Below are 16191 nucleotides of genomic sequence, written 5' to 3'. Positions count from 1 at the left end.
TCACTCTTTCGTAATCACTTCGTCGAGATTGAGCATGGTGTTGGCCGTTACGGTCAGGGCGGCTAATTCAGGCGTAAGCGTTTTGCAATCAACACCGGGTTGATCGAGCAGATTTTGCGCTTCGCCGGGTCGTTGACGGTAATGCTGTTCTGTAGTTTTATACAACTGAACAAGTATGTTGAGCTTCTTCGGTGGTAAATCACGTAACATAATCCGCCGGAAACCAGCCTGAATCTGCGCCGATGGCGATGAACTTTGCTGTTTCATGTACGTAGCCAAATTCCGGGCCGCTTCTACATAAACAGGGTCATTGAGCGTCACTAGTGCCTGTAAGGGCGTATTGGTACGTAATCGACGTAGTTGACAGAATTCGCGACTCGGACTGTCGAATGTTATCATCGACGGATAGGGCGCAGTACGTTTCCAGTACGTGTACAACGCCCGGCGGTGCAAATCCTCGCCCGTACTTTGTTTCCACGAATCACCATCGTAGGGCGACTGCCAGATGCCGTCGGGTTGTATGGGCATTACACTCGGTCCAAACATCTTTTGGCTCAACGTGCCGCTGACGGCCAACGCCTGATCACGTACCGCTTCGGCCGATAAACGAACGCGGGGACCTCGCGCCAGTAATTTATTGAATGGGTCATGGGCCAATAGTTCTGGTGAGGCTTTTGAATCCTGCCGATACGTTGCTGACATGACTATTTTTTTGAGCAGTTTTTTAACGCTCCAGTGGTCAGCATCCATAAATTCGGCGGCCAAATAATCCAGTAGCTCGCGGTGGGTTGGTGAGATACCCTGCGTACCCATATCTTCAACGGTTTCGACAATGCCAGCCCCAAACAATTGTTCCCAGAACCGATTGACCGCCACTCGAGCCGTCAACGGATGCTCCCGATTTACTATCCAACGAGCCATACCTAATCGGTTTTTAGGCAATTTAGGGTCCATTGCCGGAAATGATTTTGGTACGTCCGGAGTTACTTGTTTGCCTTTGACTAGCCAGTTGCCACGTTCGAAAATGTGAGTTTTACGAACTAAATCACCCTTTCCGTCCATCATAATGGGCGTTTGTTCGGCTTCCGCATTCAAGACATCGAGTAAAATCTTATCTTTTTCACCAACAGCCAGTTGAGGCTGGCCGGGCAAAATAGGCATAAACGCAACCCATTTAATCTGTACCCAGTCTTTTGGTGTCTTAGGGCTGTCCAGATACATGTACAGATTATGCTTCCCCTGAATGGCCGGAATCGGAAACATCTGAATGGTATCTTTTCCAGGACGAGGGGCAGGGAATTTTGCCAGAATAGGGCCGTCAAGCTTATCCAAACGTAGTGTGACCATTGCATTTGTTGCTTTAGTTCCCCACCGAATCAGCATCCGTGGCCGTCCGGTCAACGTAACGTTTTTGATACGTGCCGAACCTTTGTCCTGAAAACCAAAATATTTTTCATCAAGCAATGACGCATTCACGTACTGGTCGAAGTCGTGCGAGTTAATTTTGGGTTCTACAGTACGTATAAAATGTGAAACCTCATTTACAGCCGCCTGAGCCTGTTTTGAATCGCCGGAACTGGCCTTGATGTAGTTTTTTAAATCAACGATTTTGAGCGAATCGGCTGGTTTGTAGAAACGTAGCGTTGGCGTATCACTTGTTACGTCTTCGTCGCGGGTGTTGTTGAAGAAAGCAACGAATTTGTAATACTCGTCATTGACAAACGGATCGTATGGATGGCTGTGGCATTGCACGCAGGAGAACGTAGTGCCCAGCCAGACATCCCAAGTTGTATTGACCCGATCAAGAACGGCCGATGTGCGGAATTCTTCATCCTGCGTACCACCTTCGTCATTGTTCATTGTATTTCGATGAAAGCCTGTTGCAACTAGCTGGGCATCATCGGGCAAACCGTCGGTACGTGGCGGCAATAAATCGCCCGCCAACTGCTCAACCGTAAACTGATCGAAGGGTTTGTCTTCGTTGAAGGCTTTGATGAGCCAGTCGCGGTAACGCCAAATTTTACGACCCGGATCGCGTTCGTATCCTTTTGTGTCGGCATAACGAGCCAGATCGAGCCACATGCCGGTCCAACGTTCGCCATAGGCTGGCGACTGAAGCAATCGATCCACAACTTTTTCGTAAGCGTTGGGCGACGTATCGCTCACAAAATCGCGTACTTCCTTTTCTGTAGGTGGTAGCCCGATTAAGTCAAGAGAAACCCGTCGAATCAACGTAGCAGGGTCAGCTTCGGGCGAAGGCGTTAGCTTGTCTTGCTTTAATTTGTCGAGAATAAAATGGTCGATTTCGTTCTTTGCCCAACGTGTTTCGTCGTTTTCGGTGATGCCCAACCGACTCAGGAACGTACCAATTTTAGGCACTTCCGGTTTTGTCACAGATAGATAAGCCCAGTGATTGCCCCATTGCGCACCCTGATCGATCCACTTCCGAAGCAGATCAATTTCTTCGGGCTTAAGGGGTGGATGATCGAGAGGCATACGTTCTTCAGGATCGCTGAGTGTAAGCCGCCGAATCATCTCACTGGCGTCGGCATCACCGGGAATAATAGCCGGTTTGCCTGATTTGGTAGGGGCTACTGCTTCATGCCGAAACAGCAATGAGAAACCCCCCGCCTTTTTAACACCCCCATGACAGGCAATGCAGTTTTTGTTCAGTAATGGCTTAATCTGGCTATTATAATCTACCTGTTTCTCGAAAATGCCCAGAAACGAAGAGAGCAGCAATGCGCCCGCAATGCCTCCTGCGCCGACAAGAATCCACGGAGCTTTCATACAACTTATTCAAACGAATATCTACTTTCTATAAAAAGCGAAAGAGTGAAATTTTGTACTGTAAATTTACAAAACAGTGCTTTTATTAATAACGTAGAAAAGCCAAACAGGTTGTAAATCAGGCCAGATTACTTAACACGAACATCAATCTGGTCTGTATCATCTTCGCCATTCGAGGTGCCATTACCGGGAACTGAGTCGGGGTCAGGAATGCTGGCGGCTAACACCTGAGCAGTACAGATGCCGTAATCAAGAGCAGTTGCGCGTGCACGAAATCGTAGGTTGATACTTGTTCCTGCGTTTAAACTGCTGACGCCACTCAAAAGTGTTCCCCCCGATAATCCAAAGTCGTCGCCGGGAACAAACGCTTGATTGGAAGGTAGGTAGGCTGCTACGTTCAATCCGGTTGCCGTCTGCGCGCCCTGATTGACGATGGTTAGTGTATACGTAATAACCTCATTTAGGCTTGGAGCCCGGTTGCTGACAGTCAGTTTTATACTAACATCGGCTTTTCCGGCAATGGCTGGGGGCTGATTACCGAGAACACCCGGCAGTGGAACCTGATTAGGGTTAGGTGATGCGAAGGCTGCACCATTGGCCTGTTGTGTCCGAAAATCCAGTGATGCTACGTCGTCCTGTCCATCGCCCGTACCCGAATTAGGCTGACTATCGGGGTCGGGCGTGGTAGCTTGTGCAACTTCGGCAGCGTTAAAATATAGACCCTCTGCGGTGGGCCGGGCAATAAAGCTGAGAACCTGCGTACTTTCTGGAGCGAGATTCAACGTATTGCTGGTCAATACATTGTTGTTAACCGAAAAATCGTTCGATGAAACAAAGGCCAGATTATCGGGCAGCCGATCGCGAACCACTACGTTATGGGCCTGCAAAGGACCGGCGTTACGTACCAATAAGTTAATTATAATGGGCGAGTTAACGGCTGGTGTTCGCTGTGAGATGCCCATTGCCAGACTAACGTCGGCTGTGGTGGCAATACGAAACAAATTGGATGGAACGGCGGGTAGAGCAGGGGAGGAGGCTACAACGCGAATCTGAAAACGGCCACTTTGCAACGAACCGGGTAGAGTTATCTGAATCGGGCTGGTAGGGCCACTGCCTAACGCACTCATGAAACGGCCCAGCGAATCGAGCAACTGTACCTGCCACTGATTACCACCATCGAACGTACCGAGTGTTGAAAATGATACGTTCAACGTAGCACCCGGTGATACGTTGTCAGCAAGATTTCCGGTTACGGCAAACTGGGTAGGCGTGATTGGTTGAGCATTCTGAAAAAAGGCATTATCCAGACTGTTATTCCAGTTTCGAGCGAAAAGCGACAGCCCCATATTAGCAGGAATTGAACCGGGATTCAGGTAATATTGCGGGTGTGGTGATGGACGTGATGCATTGCGAAAGTGTACGTCAACATCACCAGCATTTCGATTAATAATCTCATCGTTATTGGGTCCTGCAAAAACGTTTAGACCGCTTGTATTGATGACTTCATTCTGTTTATCGATAACCGATTGACGTGTTGAATTACCATCGAACGATACTCGGGCAACCATCCAGGGAAGGTTACGTCCGCCAAAATCTTGTCTCGACTTCTGAATCAGATTTCTCAGCCGATCAACATATTCGCCCAGACTGCTAGGGCCGCCCGGAAAATCAAATTCGGCTTCGCCCTGATTCCAGAGGATACTACGTGCCCCCGACATCGAAGCGTAGTAACCAAGTACATTTTTCAGGTTGGTATAAGGCTGTAAATTAGGCCAGTCGCCACCACTGCAGTTATAGCGGTTGCAGGTTGGAATGCCATTGGCTGTATTTATCCAGTTTTCAACCGTTGAGCCATCCCATCCCGTTACGTAAAATGCTACCGGAACGTTATATCGATTCACAATGTAATCGCCGAGTTCGCCCCAACCCCACGAGCTTTCGGCCATTGGAAAAACCTTACGGCCAGCAGTCAGTGCTTTGTAGGTTGGTATAGGTAAGGGATCGCCAGAAGAAAAAAGCGGCTGGTTACCCGGCGGATAATAATGGTTGATTGAGTCGATGGCATTGACACGGTCAGTATTGGTTCCCAGATCGTTATCGCCAATGCCCAGACCGCGCGCATTTGACTGACCCGCCGTAATAAATACTTCGCCAATACCCACTGGCTGGACTGATGCCTGTGCTGATACGTTGCCGCCTACAATGGTACGTACGTTTACTACGTACCAGCCTCCCGATCCTGTTACGTATCCCAGAAAGAGATTATTTGTCGGATTGTTTTGCACAACCTGCCAACCTGTGGCCACACCTTGCCCGGCCGAAACGGGAGTAAGTTGTGCTTCTACACGTTCGACAGCCCCCGTCAACCGACCTGACAAATAAATACGTCCATTACCATCGAGGCCGCGCTGTACAACCAGACGCGGCATAGGGTGTGAAATCTGAAGTTGAGCAACGGCCAGTATCGGAAAGCCGATGACCAGTACAAACCATTTTATAAATGACAGCATAGCCAGCGAAGAATCTCACCGCAAAGTAACAGCAAAATTATTGGAGCAGGTTGTACGTAGTAAATACAAACTTCTCCAATTTATACCTTTCCTTTCAAATAAGCGGCCGTGTAGTTGTCATCTTCTAGTTTTACCATTTCTTCGGGAGTACCCGTAAATGTTACGTATCCGCCAGTTTCGCCACCTTCTGGCCCCAAATCAATAATATGATCGGCGTTTTTGATAACCTCCATATTATGTTCGATTATGATTACTGAATCTCCCTGATCGACAAGCGCATTGATGGCTGCTAACAATTTACGGATGTCGTGGAAATGAAGGCCTGTAGTCGGTTCGTCGAAAATAAACAACGTACCGCCTTTATTGGCGTTACCTTTTCCCAGAAACGATGCCAGTTTAACCCGTTGTGCTTCACCGCCCGACAACGTATTGGCCGACTGTCCCATGCCAATGTAGCCTAAACCAACGTCCTGTAAGGGTTGTAATTTATCGGCCATTTTGGGTTCGGTTTTCCGAAAGAAATTAATGGCGTCGTCAACCGTCATGTCCAGAATGTCTGACACGTTTTTGTCGTGTAGCGTTACTTCTAACACTTCCTGCTTAAATCGTTTGCCGCCACAGCCTTCACACTTAAGATAAATGTCGGCCATGAATTGCATTTCGATTTTCACTTCACCCTCGCCCTGACAAACTTCACAGCGGCCACCATCGACGTTGAACGAGAAATGACTTGGTTTGTAACCTCGCGCTTTCGACAAAGGCTGATCGGCCATAACTTGCCGCAGATAATCGTAAGCTTTGATGTATGTAACTGGATTTGAACGGCTTGATTTGCCAATTGGATTCTGGTCGATCATTTCGACGGCTGAAATCCGATTAAGCGATCCTTCCAGAGAGTCAAATTTGCCGCCATCTTCGGTCGTTTCGCCTTTTTCGCGCATCAGAGCCGGATAAAGCACTTTCCGAATCAGCGTACTTTTCCCAGAACCCGAAACGCCCGTCACAACCGTTAATGTGTTGAGCGGAAACCGCACATCGACGTTTTTTAGGTTATTTTCCCGAGCGCCTTTCAACTCAATAAAGTTGGCAGACCGCCGGCGATACGTTGGTACGGGAACTATCTCACGACCTGTCAGAAAATCAAGCGTATGGGAGGGCAGTTTTTCGGAATCTGCACCGTTTTCTGCCTGAACTTTTCCCTGTTTTATTTCATCCCATGTTCCCTGAAAAACCAGATTGCCACCCAATGAACCAGCATCGGGACCAATGTCGATAAGCTGATCGGCGGCCCGCATAACTTCTTCTTCGTGTTCTACTACAATGACTGTGTTGCCCATGTCACGTAGCGATTCCAGTACACTCACCAGCCGTTTTGTATCGCGTGGATGAAGGCCAATGCTGGGTTCGTCCAGAATATACATCGACCCAACCAGCGCCGACCCAAGCGACGTAGCGAGTTTAATACGTTGATATTCACCGCCAGAAAGTGTATTTGTTAGCCGATTGAGGGTGAGATAACCCAACCCAACCCGCTCCATATAATCGAGCCGGTTGCGTATTTCGATCAGGATTCGGTTGGCAACCTGCTGTTGGGTTTCGGGCAAGGTAATTTCCCGGAAAAATGCCGTAGCTTCTGTAAGCGGCATCAACACGAGATCAGTAATGGATTTGCCGCCTACTTTTACGTAGCTGGCATCTCGACGCAAACGCGAACCACGACATTCGGGGCAGGTGGTACGTCCCCGATAGCGAGAAAGCATTACCCGATACTGAACCTTAAACGTCTGACTTTCAACGTAGTCGAAAAAAGCGTTTAAGCCGTCGAAATACGTATTGCCTGTCCAGAGTAATTCCTGTTCAGCAGGAGTCAGGTCTTTATAGGGCCGGTGAATCGGGAAATCGAAGCGAATGCCATTTTTGAGCAGCGGACGTAAAAATTCCTCGCTCATTTTTTCACTTCGCCACGGTGCAATTGCCCCTTCGAATACCGACAGGTTTTTGTCGGGAATGACTAGATCAGGGTCAATGCCAATCACTTTCCCAAATCCATCACATCGGCGGCAGGCACCATATGGATTGTTGAATGTGAACAGGTTTACGCTTGGCTCTTCGAACGCAATGCCATCCAATTCAAATTTATCGGAGAAAACGCGCGACTCGCCCGGAGCGCCGGACCGTGCTACAATATCGACACGGCACGTACCATCTCCTTCGCTGAAAGCCGTTTGTACAGAATCTGAAAAGCGATACTGATTGTCTTCGTCAGGATTTCCGTCGGCATCGTAAAGCACGGAGCCCCGGTCGACCAGAATTTCCAAATCACCAGTTAGTGAGGTAGCATCTGACGATTCGAGTATGTCTTCGATCTGAAGCACATTTCCGTTCGATACAATACGTGTATAGCCTTTCTGAAGAAGAATATTCAGTTCGTAAGCCAGCGTGCGGTCCTCACGGATACGTAGCGGTGCCATGATCATCACGCGCTGACCTTCTTCGAAGCCGTACATATAACGTACTACGTCGGTAACAGTATCCTTTCGTACTTCATGACCCGAAACTGGCGAATACGTAATACCCGCCCGGGCAAAAAGCAGTTTGAGATAATCATAAATTTCGGTCGACGTTCCAACTGTTGAGCGTGGATTGCGGGTCGATACTTTTTGTTCGATGGCAATGGCTGGAGAAACGCCTTTAATGTATTCGACTTCAGGCTTTTCCATCCGGCCCAGAAACTGCCGGGCGTAACTGCTCAGGCTTTCGACGTACATGCGCTGACCTTCGGCAAATAACGTGTCGAAAGCCAGTGAAGATTTACCAGACCCCGACAAACCAGTTAATACAACCAGTTGATTACGAGGTATGGCTACGTCAATTCCTTTTAGATTATGTACTTTCGCCCCTTTAATAATGATAAATTGTTTGGGGTCGAGCTGGTCAATGGTATTCCGGGGATCGGTTTCCGGTATCTGAGTCATTCGATGCAAATGAGGGTAAACTCTATCTAAGTTTTAACGGTTTATTTGGCAATATGGTTTCTCTGAAATGCTATTCTTACTGGCTTCTTAATAGCCTCATTGCAACGAGATACTTTAGTTTGTCGTATCGGTATTGAACGAATGAATTTTGCATCGGAAGATATTATTCGCTTGTGTGTAGCACTGGTATTGGGAGGGCTGATCGGAGCTGAACGGGAGTATCATGGCAAAGCGGCTGGTTTTCGGACCATGATTATGATTTGCGTCGGCTCATCGCTGTTTACCATTATCTCAGGACGACTCGGTGTGAACGACGACCGTGTTGCTGCTAACATTGTAAACGGTATAGGCTTTTTAGGCGCTGGAATCATTTTTAAGGAAGATAATCGGGTGCGCGGCCTGACAACTGCTGCAACGATTTGGTCGGTATCGGCGTTGGGTATGTGTGTAGGCGGAGGCCAATATGATGTAGCACTGATCGGGTTTGGGCTGATTATGGGCTCCTTATTTTTGCTGACGGGTTTGTCGGAATGGATTGGCGAACTGAATCAGGCACGAGATTATAAAATTGTTGTTACGTTTCGTAACCAGCCGCACAATTATTACGAAAAAGTGTTTAAAAAATGTGGGTTGTCAGTTTCCCGAATTCGCCAACAGCGTACCGAATCGGACTTAATTGGTTACTGGCGCGTGCGCGGTTCTGAAAAGAATCATGAAAAATGCATTAAACAATTGCTGTCTGATCCAGAAATAAAAGAATTTACCTTTTGATTTCGTTAGTTAAGAAAATAAGTTCTCCTGAAAACGAGTATGAAATATATTCACAAATTGCTGTTTATCACAGCATTATTAAGTAGTAGCGTTGCTTTTGGCCAGCTTACCGAAGACCCTGAAGATCGGAAAGATCAGGGTCGTGACCCACTCAGAACCCAAACTCCTGAAGGTCGTCCATTGCCATTTGGCCAACGGCTTCGGTTTGGTGGCGGTATCAATGGTTTTCGCTTTGGGAACCCATTTAGTTTAGGTGTTTCTCCAGTGGTTGCCTATCAGGCTTCAGAGCGCTTGCTTGTTGGTCTTGGAGGAAGTTATACGTATACCCGTTACAAAGCGATAAATACAGTAACCGGTGCAAGCGTACCTTATTTGACGTATAACCAATTTGGGGGGCGGGTCTTTGCGATGTATGAATTTATTCCCTCAATTCTGCCTAACCTGTATTTACATGGCGAATTGGAGAATACAACGATCCAGCAGGTTGAGAATACAAATAATGATCGGACAACCAGCTTTGGGTTGACTTCACCATTAGTTGGTGTTACGTATTCTCAGCCAATTTCGCGTCGATTTGGTGTTAACTTAACAGCACTTTATAACCTGAATTATAGTGATAATTTTGCTGCTCGTCAGGTATATGGTAGCCCGTTTGTGCTACGTATCTCATTCTTCTAGTTTCTGATTTACTCAAACAAAAAGGCGCTTCTGTGAAAAGAAGCGCCTTTTTTAGTTGGATGTTACGTATTAAGGTAGTTTCTCAATAATTAAATCAGCGATACGTTTCATGCCGGCATCGTTGGGGTGAGCCGCTACGTTAGGATCAGCATACTCGCTGGCGAAATACTGACTCTGACCAACCATGCTACGTAGATCAACCAAAGGATAACCTTTCTCGTTGGTTACGCGCCGAATAACGGCATCCGCATTGGGTCTATCCCAGACGCTGGTTGTAACAACGATTTTTAGAGGTTGCGACGAGTTCAGACTTGCCAGGCGCTCAAGCAACTGTTTAAAATTCGCTTCGAAATTACGACTGCCATTCACTTCACCGTCGTCGACGTTTTCGCCGATCCGGACAATAATTAAATCGGGTTTGTAATCCTGAACGGGTTGATTAAACTGGTCGATGCTATAATTCTGATTCCCAAAATACCGCTCGAAATCACCACCTGATTGTAACTGAAACGTAGCTGCTGAATTTCGCGTCGTTAAATAGGCATGTAACAAATGAACAAAGTCTTTCTCTGGGGCCGAAGCTGCCATGCCATTGGTATTGAACCAGCCTAATTGTGGGGCAGGGCCATGGCTCATGATACTATTGCCAATAACCAGCATCCGCTGGAAATAGGGCGTAAAATTTCCACTAGCCGTTGCCGATACCTGCTGATTTAGTCGAGTGCGGGCAAGCAGATTCGTTGGGTTAATAATTGTTGTTGGATTACTGGTCTGCCAGCTTTGCCCGTTATCTTTCGATACTTCCAGAACCGCTCCGGCCGGCAACGTAGTACTTGTTACGTTTACCGTATTGCCATAGGGTACTCCGCCGTTTTGCGTACTAAATAAAGGCGTTGGTAGTAGATTTGGGGTAGTGCCTTTAGGTAAACGTCTGACGGTGATAAGTACACACCCCGGCGCGCACGGTGGAATTGTTTGAGCACTTATATACGATTGTAGGCCAAAACAGAGAAAACCTACAATGGCGTACCATATAGACAAACGATTGAGCCTTGAGGAGTATAAGATTTTGTTCACCACAACAGATTGTATGATCAGCTTAAATGACCCCTCCAAAACTATGCCAATCTTCTGGTGACATAAAAGCTGCCATTAGCCTTATCTTTTGACTTAGTAGAAGGACTTAAGATACATGTATTAACAAGAAAAATATGATTCGCGTTATAATCATATTAATAGCTAATGAAATATAGCCTTATGATTACTTACGGTATACTTTTCAGTTTCCGTTAACAGAATCAATTTAAGGAGAATAGGTAGGTTATAATATAGACAAATTATTGAAGTTTCCCCCAAATCAGATCCGCGATGAGTTGCATGCCTGCATCATTCGGATGCTCTGCTACACCTTTGTCTTTATACTGCGTGGCAAAATACTGTGTCTGCCCAACAATACAGTCTAAATCAACGAGTGTGTAGGCTTTCTCAGCCACCAGTTTTCGAATAATTGGGTCCGATACGTTTTGCCACCAGACACTGGTTGTACAGACAATTCGAACGGGTTGGCCGTAGTTCAACTGCTCTAGAAGCTGCCGGTAATATTTTTGAAAATCGCGCTGGATAGCTTCGCCCTGTGCTACGTTCTCGCCAATACGAACAATAATCAAATCAGGCTTGTACTCCTGAAGCGTTGCCAGCAATTCGGCTGAACTATAACCCGACGTACCATAATAGCGTTCAAAATCACCGCCCGATTGTAATCTGACGGTCATAGGTGGGTGAAGTGTCTGTAGTTTGGCGGTCAACAGGTGAACAAAGTCTTTATCGGGAGCGGAGGCTGCCATACCGTTCGCATTAAGCCAGCCTCGGGTTGGGTCGGGCTGGTGCATCATAATACTGTTTCCGATAACCAGCATGCGTTGAAAATAAATACCGAACTGAGCCGAGCTAACGGGCGATACTCTATTCCCTGATCGTAACCGGGCCAAAAATTTTCCGCCCGTTGTTAGTGTGAACTGTTGACTATTTATCCAGTTGGTGCCATTATCAATGGAATACTCAATAATTGCTCCCGTTGGTATAATAGCAGCCGTTAGCTTTACTGATACGCTCATGTGAAAATTACCCCCGTTGGGTGAGAAAACTGGAGCGGGTATGTTAAGCGTATCTAACTGGGGCACCTGCGTAACAGGGTTTGTTACCGAACCTGGCGACGTAGTGGTGTTTGTTCCTGGCGATGTTGTGGTAGAGGTATTGGTGCCTGGCGACGTAGTAGTAGCTGTTCCTGGGGACGTATTACAGGGGCAAACAGTAGTTGAGGAAGGAGGCTTAGTGACGGTTGGGCCTATTTCGGCTGTATAATTTCTGGCACATCCGTTCATTCCAAGAATACTAGCTATAAGGCAGCCAACAAGGCTGAGCACGCCAATGAACTGGTATAAACGTTTTTGTTGAGTATACATCCGTATAGGTATTACAAGTATGCCATCAGGTGAAAGTAAGCAAAAATACGCCTAATTGCCGTTTCAAGGCACTTTATATCGTAAAGTTTACGTAAAAACGAGCGACAGGGATTTAAGTATGAATAGAACCGGTCAATAAGAGTTTAGTTCGTTTAGAAACCTCATACAGTGCCTAATACGTTCGAATCGGATTCTATGTGGCACAAAACACCTATTTTTGCCATCATCTATTAGCGAAAATACTATGCTGTTTAGTTCAGCAATCTTTTTATTTCTTTATCTGCCCGCTTTCCTGCTCATTTATTATATACTGCCCAAGCGTTGGCATAATGCCTTTTTATTTGCGGCCAGTCTGGTTTTCTACGCCTGGGGCGAAGGTGAAGTAGTTTTAATTCTGCTCTTATCGGCATTCATCAACTACGTAGCGGGTCGACTGATTGAACAGGGAAAACGACGGGCCGGTTTGTGGCTTTCGCTGACGGGAAGTTTGTCGTTGCTGTTTTATTATAAGTATACCAACTTCTTTGTCGATTCGGTGCGAGGGTTTGCCGAATCTTTTATGCTGCCCGTATCAGCAAGTTTGTCGTTAGAGCATATTGCTCTGCCTATCGGTATCAGTTTTTATACCTTTCAGGGAATTTCCTATACATTGGATATTTACTGGGGTCGAATTAAGGCCAACCGTAGTTTTCTGGATTATGGTACCTACGTAGCGATGTTTCCGCACCAGATTGCTGGCCCCATTGTTCGTTATGCCGATATTGCCCCCGAGCTGGCCGAACGTAGCACAACCATCGAGAAGTTTGGTATCGGTGCCGAACGATTTATTCTTGGATTAGCGAAAAAAGTATTGCTGGCCAATACGTTTGCCAGTCTGGCCGATACCATTTTCACCGCCCCGCCCGATAGTTATCCAACCGCAACGGCATGGCTGGGCATTCTGGCCTACTCACTTCAGATTTACTTCGATTTCTCGGGTTACTCCGACATGGCTATTGGGTTAGGGAAAATGGTGGGCTTTGATTTCAAAGAGAATTTCAACTATCCCTACATTTCTCGCTCCGTTCAGGATTTCTGGCGTCGATGGCATATTTCGCTATCGAGCTGGTTCCGTGATTACGTCTATATTCCGTTAGGCGGTAATCGGGGAAATAAAACGCGTACGTATCGCAATCTGCTGATTGTCTTTTTTGTAACCGGACTATGGCATGGTGCTAGTTGGAACTTCATTTTCTGGGGATTGTATCACGGATTGTTTCTTTTGGTTGAACGCGCCGGACTTGGCAAACTACTGGAACGTATCTGGGCACCGATTGCTCATGCTTATACCTTATTAGTAGTGTTAATTGGCTGGGTGTTTTTCCGGGTTGAGACGTTTGGGGCGGGTGTCGACTATCTGAAGAAAATGTTTGGACTGGCAACTTCGTCAGCTTCAGCCATTGCCTACCCACCATCTTACTTCCTAAACGCCGAACTGCTCGTTACGTTGATGTTAGGAATTTTGTTCGCAACGCCGATATTTCCGATGTTTCAGCGCTGGTGGGAACGCTTGCTGGCGCGGCTGGCATCGACTCGTTTTTTATTCGATTCGGTTTATGTGGTTGGTCTGTTTGGTTTGTTTGTTTTAGCTGTGATGTATCTGGCGGCTGACACCTACAATCCATTTATTTATTTCCGGTTTTAATCAGGCACGAACCAATGACTCAAAAATCATCGACTGATACGAACGTTCGGGCTGAGCAACATTCCAGTGCCAGTAGTGGAGCACAGCGTTTCAAAACCATCGTGGTTGGTGTAGGATTTGCCTTATTGCTCATTCTACCAACGCTAGATCAGATACTAAACTTGTCGGCAGGCTTCAAAAGCACCGAGAAGAGAATTCTGACGCCATTTCCTACGTTTCAGTTTCCGCGTGTACAAACATTCATTGCCCAGTTTGGACAATACTATAAAGAAAATTTTGGCTGGCGGAATGCGCTGTTTTATCAGTACAGCCAATTTAAATACAAAATTCTCGGTACGTCGCCCTTGCCCGAAAAGGTGGTTGTGGGTAAAAACGGCTGGTTCTATCCCGGAAATAGTGTTGGTCAGATAGTCGATCAGCACCGGGGCGTATCCATAATTCGAACTGATACGTTGGCGTCTATTGTCCGTAACCTGACTCAGTTGCAGCAGCAATTGACGGCTCAGGGTGCTAAATTATACGTACTGGTTGCGCCAGATTCGTATACAATTTATCCCGAAAATGCGCCCGAAAATCTTCAGCTAAAACCGCAAACGTCGAATTTTGACCGATTTAAAGCGTACATGAGTCAGCATACAAGCATCCCGGTGGTTGATGTGCGGGATTCGCTACGTGCCGCTAAATCCGAGCGGGTGATTTACTGCCAGACCGATACGCACTGGAATGATTACGGGTCTATGGTTGCTACGTTAGGACTGGTGGAGCGCGTTCGACAAGATTTTCCGAAGATGCCAAAACCCAGCCGTTCCGATTATACGGTTCAACCGTTTAAAGGGGCTGGTGGTGATTTGGTGACCATGATTGCGCTGAATCGGGAGTTTATCGACACTGTTTCGTACCGGGTTATTCCAGCAACGTTTCTGCGGACAAAACAGACTGAAACCACTGAAAATATTGAAGTTGGTTTGCCCACGCAACGGTTTGTGAGTAAGTCGAACGATGCACCCAAATTGTTGTTGATTGGTGATTCGTTTAGCTTCTCGATGAATCAGTTTGTGCCGAATTATTTCCGGGAATCGTACCTGATACGTACCCACCATTTCGACAGAAAGCTGTTCCAGAGCGAGCGCCCGGACGTAGTGGTGATAGAAATTGTTGAACGAAACATTGGCATGTTAGGGCAGCTCTAAGGCGATAACAATAGAATGAATACAACCCGAACTCGAGTAATTGCATTTGTTTTCGCTGGTATGCTGATTTTGCCCGTGCTTGATAAGCTGCTGGGTTTATCGAACCGATTTACCAGTACCGAAAACCGAGCTATTAGTAATCGGCCCGCTTTACATTTTCCGCACGTTCGCACCTTCGTTAAACAGTTTGACCAGTACTATAAAGAAAATTTTGGCTGGCGGAATGCGCTGTTTTACGTCTATAGCCGGTGGAAATTCAAAATTCTCGGTACGTCGCCCCTGCCCGAAAAAGTAGTGGTTGGTAAAAACGGCTGGTTTTACCTCGGAAACAACTACAACCGCGTTGTCGATCAGCACCGGGGCGTTCTGCCACTTTCGGCTGATTCGGCGCGAATCATAGCGACTCATTTAACGCTTCGGCAGCAGGAACTGGCACATCAGGGAATTCGGCTCTACGTATTGATTGCGCCCGATTCGCACTCGATTTATCCCGAAAATTTACCCGATCACCTGCAACCAAGCCCGAACCCGTCACGGTTAGACGTACTACGTCAGGCGATGGCTTCTACTACGGTGCCGTTTTTAGATATTCGCGATACGTTACGTTCCGCCAAATCCGATTATATAGTTTATAACCAGACAGATACACACTGGAACGATTACGGTACGTTGGTGGGCTGCGCAGCATTGCTTACCCGAATTCGAGAGGATTTTCCAACAGTGCCGCCAGTACGTATCGCCGATTATCATATAGAGAAACAGAAAGGTGGCGGTGGCGATCTGGTAACAATGCTAACCCTGCAACAGGAGATAAAAGATCCTGTATTCTATTACATTACGTTCCCTGAAAAGCTGGAAGGTCGTAAGCTTGCTACCGTGCCAAATGAACGGTTTGGCTTTCCCTCAACGCGTCTTGCCGGTTCTGGTACTAACCGCCTGTTGCTCATTGGTGATTCGTTTAGTCACAGCATGATGCATTATTTACCGGGCTACTTTGAGCAATCATTTTTCGTACGAGACGACCGACTTGATCCGGCTGTTCTCAAATCTGAACGCCCCAATATCATTGTAGTTGAGGTAGTTGAACGTAACATTAATAAACTCGCTACGTTGTAACTGCATTAAAAAAGC

The 16191-nt window shown here is 46.8% G+C and carries 11 protein-coding genes; 6 read left to right on the top strand and 5 right to left on the bottom strand.

What is annotated here, in order from left to right:
* From ACYVD4_RS04505 to uvrA, 3 genes are all read right to left on the bottom strand, one after another.
* Positions 1-2790 (bottom strand): DUF1553 domain-containing protein, encoded by a 2790-nt coding sequence (locus tag ACYVD4_RS04505; RefSeq protein ID WP_460942809.1) that lies wholly within the window; start codon positions 2788-2790, stop codon positions 1-3.
* A gap of 128 nt (positions 2791-2918) precedes the next feature.
* Positions 2919-5300: a sialate O-acetylesterase gene (locus ACYVD4_RS04500; RefSeq protein WP_460942807.1), complete on the bottom strand. Its 2382-nt coding sequence runs from the start codon at positions 5298-5300 to the stop codon at positions 2919-2921.
* Positions 5301-5380: 80 nt separating this feature from the next.
* Entirely contained in the window at positions 5381-8275 is a 2895-nt protein-coding gene (uvrA, locus tag ACYVD4_RS04495) for an excinuclease ABC subunit UvrA (RefSeq protein WP_460942805.1), read from the bottom strand.
* A 141-nt stretch (positions 8276-8416) separates the two neighbouring features.
* Here uvrA and ACYVD4_RS04490 point away from each other — a divergent pair, with 141 nt between their 5' ends.
* Together ACYVD4_RS04490 and ACYVD4_RS04485 are read left to right on the top strand one after the other, a co-directional pair.
* Positions 8417-9046, top strand: a complete 630-nt coding sequence (locus ACYVD4_RS04490) for an MgtC/SapB family protein (RefSeq protein WP_460942803.1) — start codon at positions 8417-8419, stop codon at positions 9044-9046.
* Positions 9047-9085: 39 nt separating this feature from the next.
* The gene (locus tag ACYVD4_RS04485; RefSeq protein ID WP_460942801.1) at positions 9086-9724 is read left to right on the top strand and encodes a hypothetical protein; all 639 of its coding nucleotides are present in this window, start codon (positions 9086-9088) and stop codon (positions 9722-9724) included.
* A gap of 69 nt (positions 9725-9793) precedes the next feature.
* On the opposite strand, the gene ACYVD4_RS04480 is transcribed toward ACYVD4_RS04485, so the two are convergent.
* Together ACYVD4_RS04480 and ACYVD4_RS04475 are read right to left on the bottom strand one after the other, a co-directional pair.
* Positions 9794-10801 (bottom strand): SGNH/GDSL hydrolase family protein, encoded by a 1008-nt coding sequence (locus ACYVD4_RS04480; protein ID WP_460942799.1) that lies wholly within the window; start codon positions 10799-10801, stop codon positions 9794-9796.
* Between the two features lie 260 nt (positions 10802-11061).
* Positions 11062-11838 carry an SGNH/GDSL hydrolase family protein gene (locus ACYVD4_RS04475; protein WP_460942797.1) on the bottom strand — a complete coding sequence of 259 codons (777 nt, stop codon included), beginning with the start codon at positions 11836-11838 and terminating at the stop codon, positions 11062-11064.
* 40 nt (positions 11839-11878) lie between these two features.
* Between ACYVD4_RS04475 and ACYVD4_RS04470 the strand changes: the two genes are divergently transcribed.
* From ACYVD4_RS04470 to ACYVD4_RS04455, 4 genes are all read left to right on the top strand, one after another.
* The gene (locus ACYVD4_RS04470) at positions 11879-12085 is read left to right on the top strand and encodes a hypothetical protein (protein ID WP_460942795.1); all 207 of its coding nucleotides are present in this window, start codon (positions 11879-11881) and stop codon (positions 12083-12085) included.
* 345 nt (positions 12086-12430) lie between these two features.
* Positions 12431-13870, top strand: a complete 1440-nt coding sequence (locus ACYVD4_RS04465; protein ID WP_460942793.1) for an MBOAT family O-acyltransferase — start codon at positions 12431-12433, stop codon at positions 13868-13870.
* A 14-nt stretch (positions 13871-13884) separates the two neighbouring features.
* Complete coding sequence (locus tag ACYVD4_RS04460; RefSeq protein WP_460942791.1) at positions 13885-15060, top strand: alginate O-acetyltransferase AlgX-related protein; 1176 nt, start codon at positions 13885-13887, stop codon at positions 15058-15060.
* Positions 15061-15075: 15 nt separating this feature from the next.
* Entirely contained in the window at positions 15076-16176 is a 1101-nt protein-coding gene (locus ACYVD4_RS04455; protein WP_460942789.1) for an alginate O-acetyltransferase AlgX-related protein, read from the top strand.
* Positions 16177-16191: the final 15 nt, after the last annotated feature.

The sequence above is a fragment of the Spirosoma daeguense genome (genome assembly GCF_054776875.1).
Note: the sequence above shows the minus strand (reverse complement) of the source record. Positions and strands in the feature narration are given on the sequence as shown.

Excerpts from the sequence above, each read along its gene's own strand:
- ACYVD4_RS04455 (WP_460942789.1), top strand. The coding sequence starts at position 15,076 with ATGAATACAACCCGAACTCGAGTAATTGCATTTGTTTTCGCTGGTATG.
- ACYVD4_RS04470 (WP_460942795.1), top strand. The coding sequence starts at position 11,879 with ATGTTAAGCGTATCTAACTGGGGCACCTGCGTAACAGGGTTTGTTACC.
- ACYVD4_RS04460 (WP_460942791.1), top strand. The coding sequence starts at position 13,885 with ATGACTCAAAAATCATCGACTGATACGAACGTTCGGGCTGAGCAACAT.
- ACYVD4_RS04490 (WP_460942803.1), top strand. The coding sequence starts at position 8,417 with ATGAATTTTGCATCGGAAGATATTATTCGCTTGTGTGTAGCACTGGTA.
- ACYVD4_RS04465 (WP_460942793.1), top strand. The coding sequence starts at position 12,431 with ATGCTGTTTAGTTCAGCAATCTTTTTATTTCTTTATCTGCCCGCTTTC.
- ACYVD4_RS04475 (WP_460942797.1), bottom strand. The coding sequence starts at position 11,838 with ATGAGCGTATCAGTAAAGCTAACGGCTGCTATTATACCAACGGGAGCA.
- ACYVD4_RS04500 (WP_460942807.1), bottom strand. The coding sequence starts at position 5,300 with ATGCTGTCATTTATAAAATGGTTTGTACTGGTCATCGGCTTTCCGATA.
- ACYVD4_RS04505 (WP_460942809.1), bottom strand. The coding sequence starts at position 2,790 with ATGAAAGCTCCGTGGATTCTTGTCGGCGCAGGAGGCATTGCGGGCGCA.
- uvrA (WP_460942805.1), bottom strand. The coding sequence starts at position 8,275 with ATGACTCAGATACCGGAAACCGATCCCCGGAATACCATTGACCAGCTC.
- ACYVD4_RS04485 (WP_460942801.1), top strand. The coding sequence starts at position 9,086 with ATGAAATATATTCACAAATTGCTGTTTATCACAGCATTATTAAGTAGT.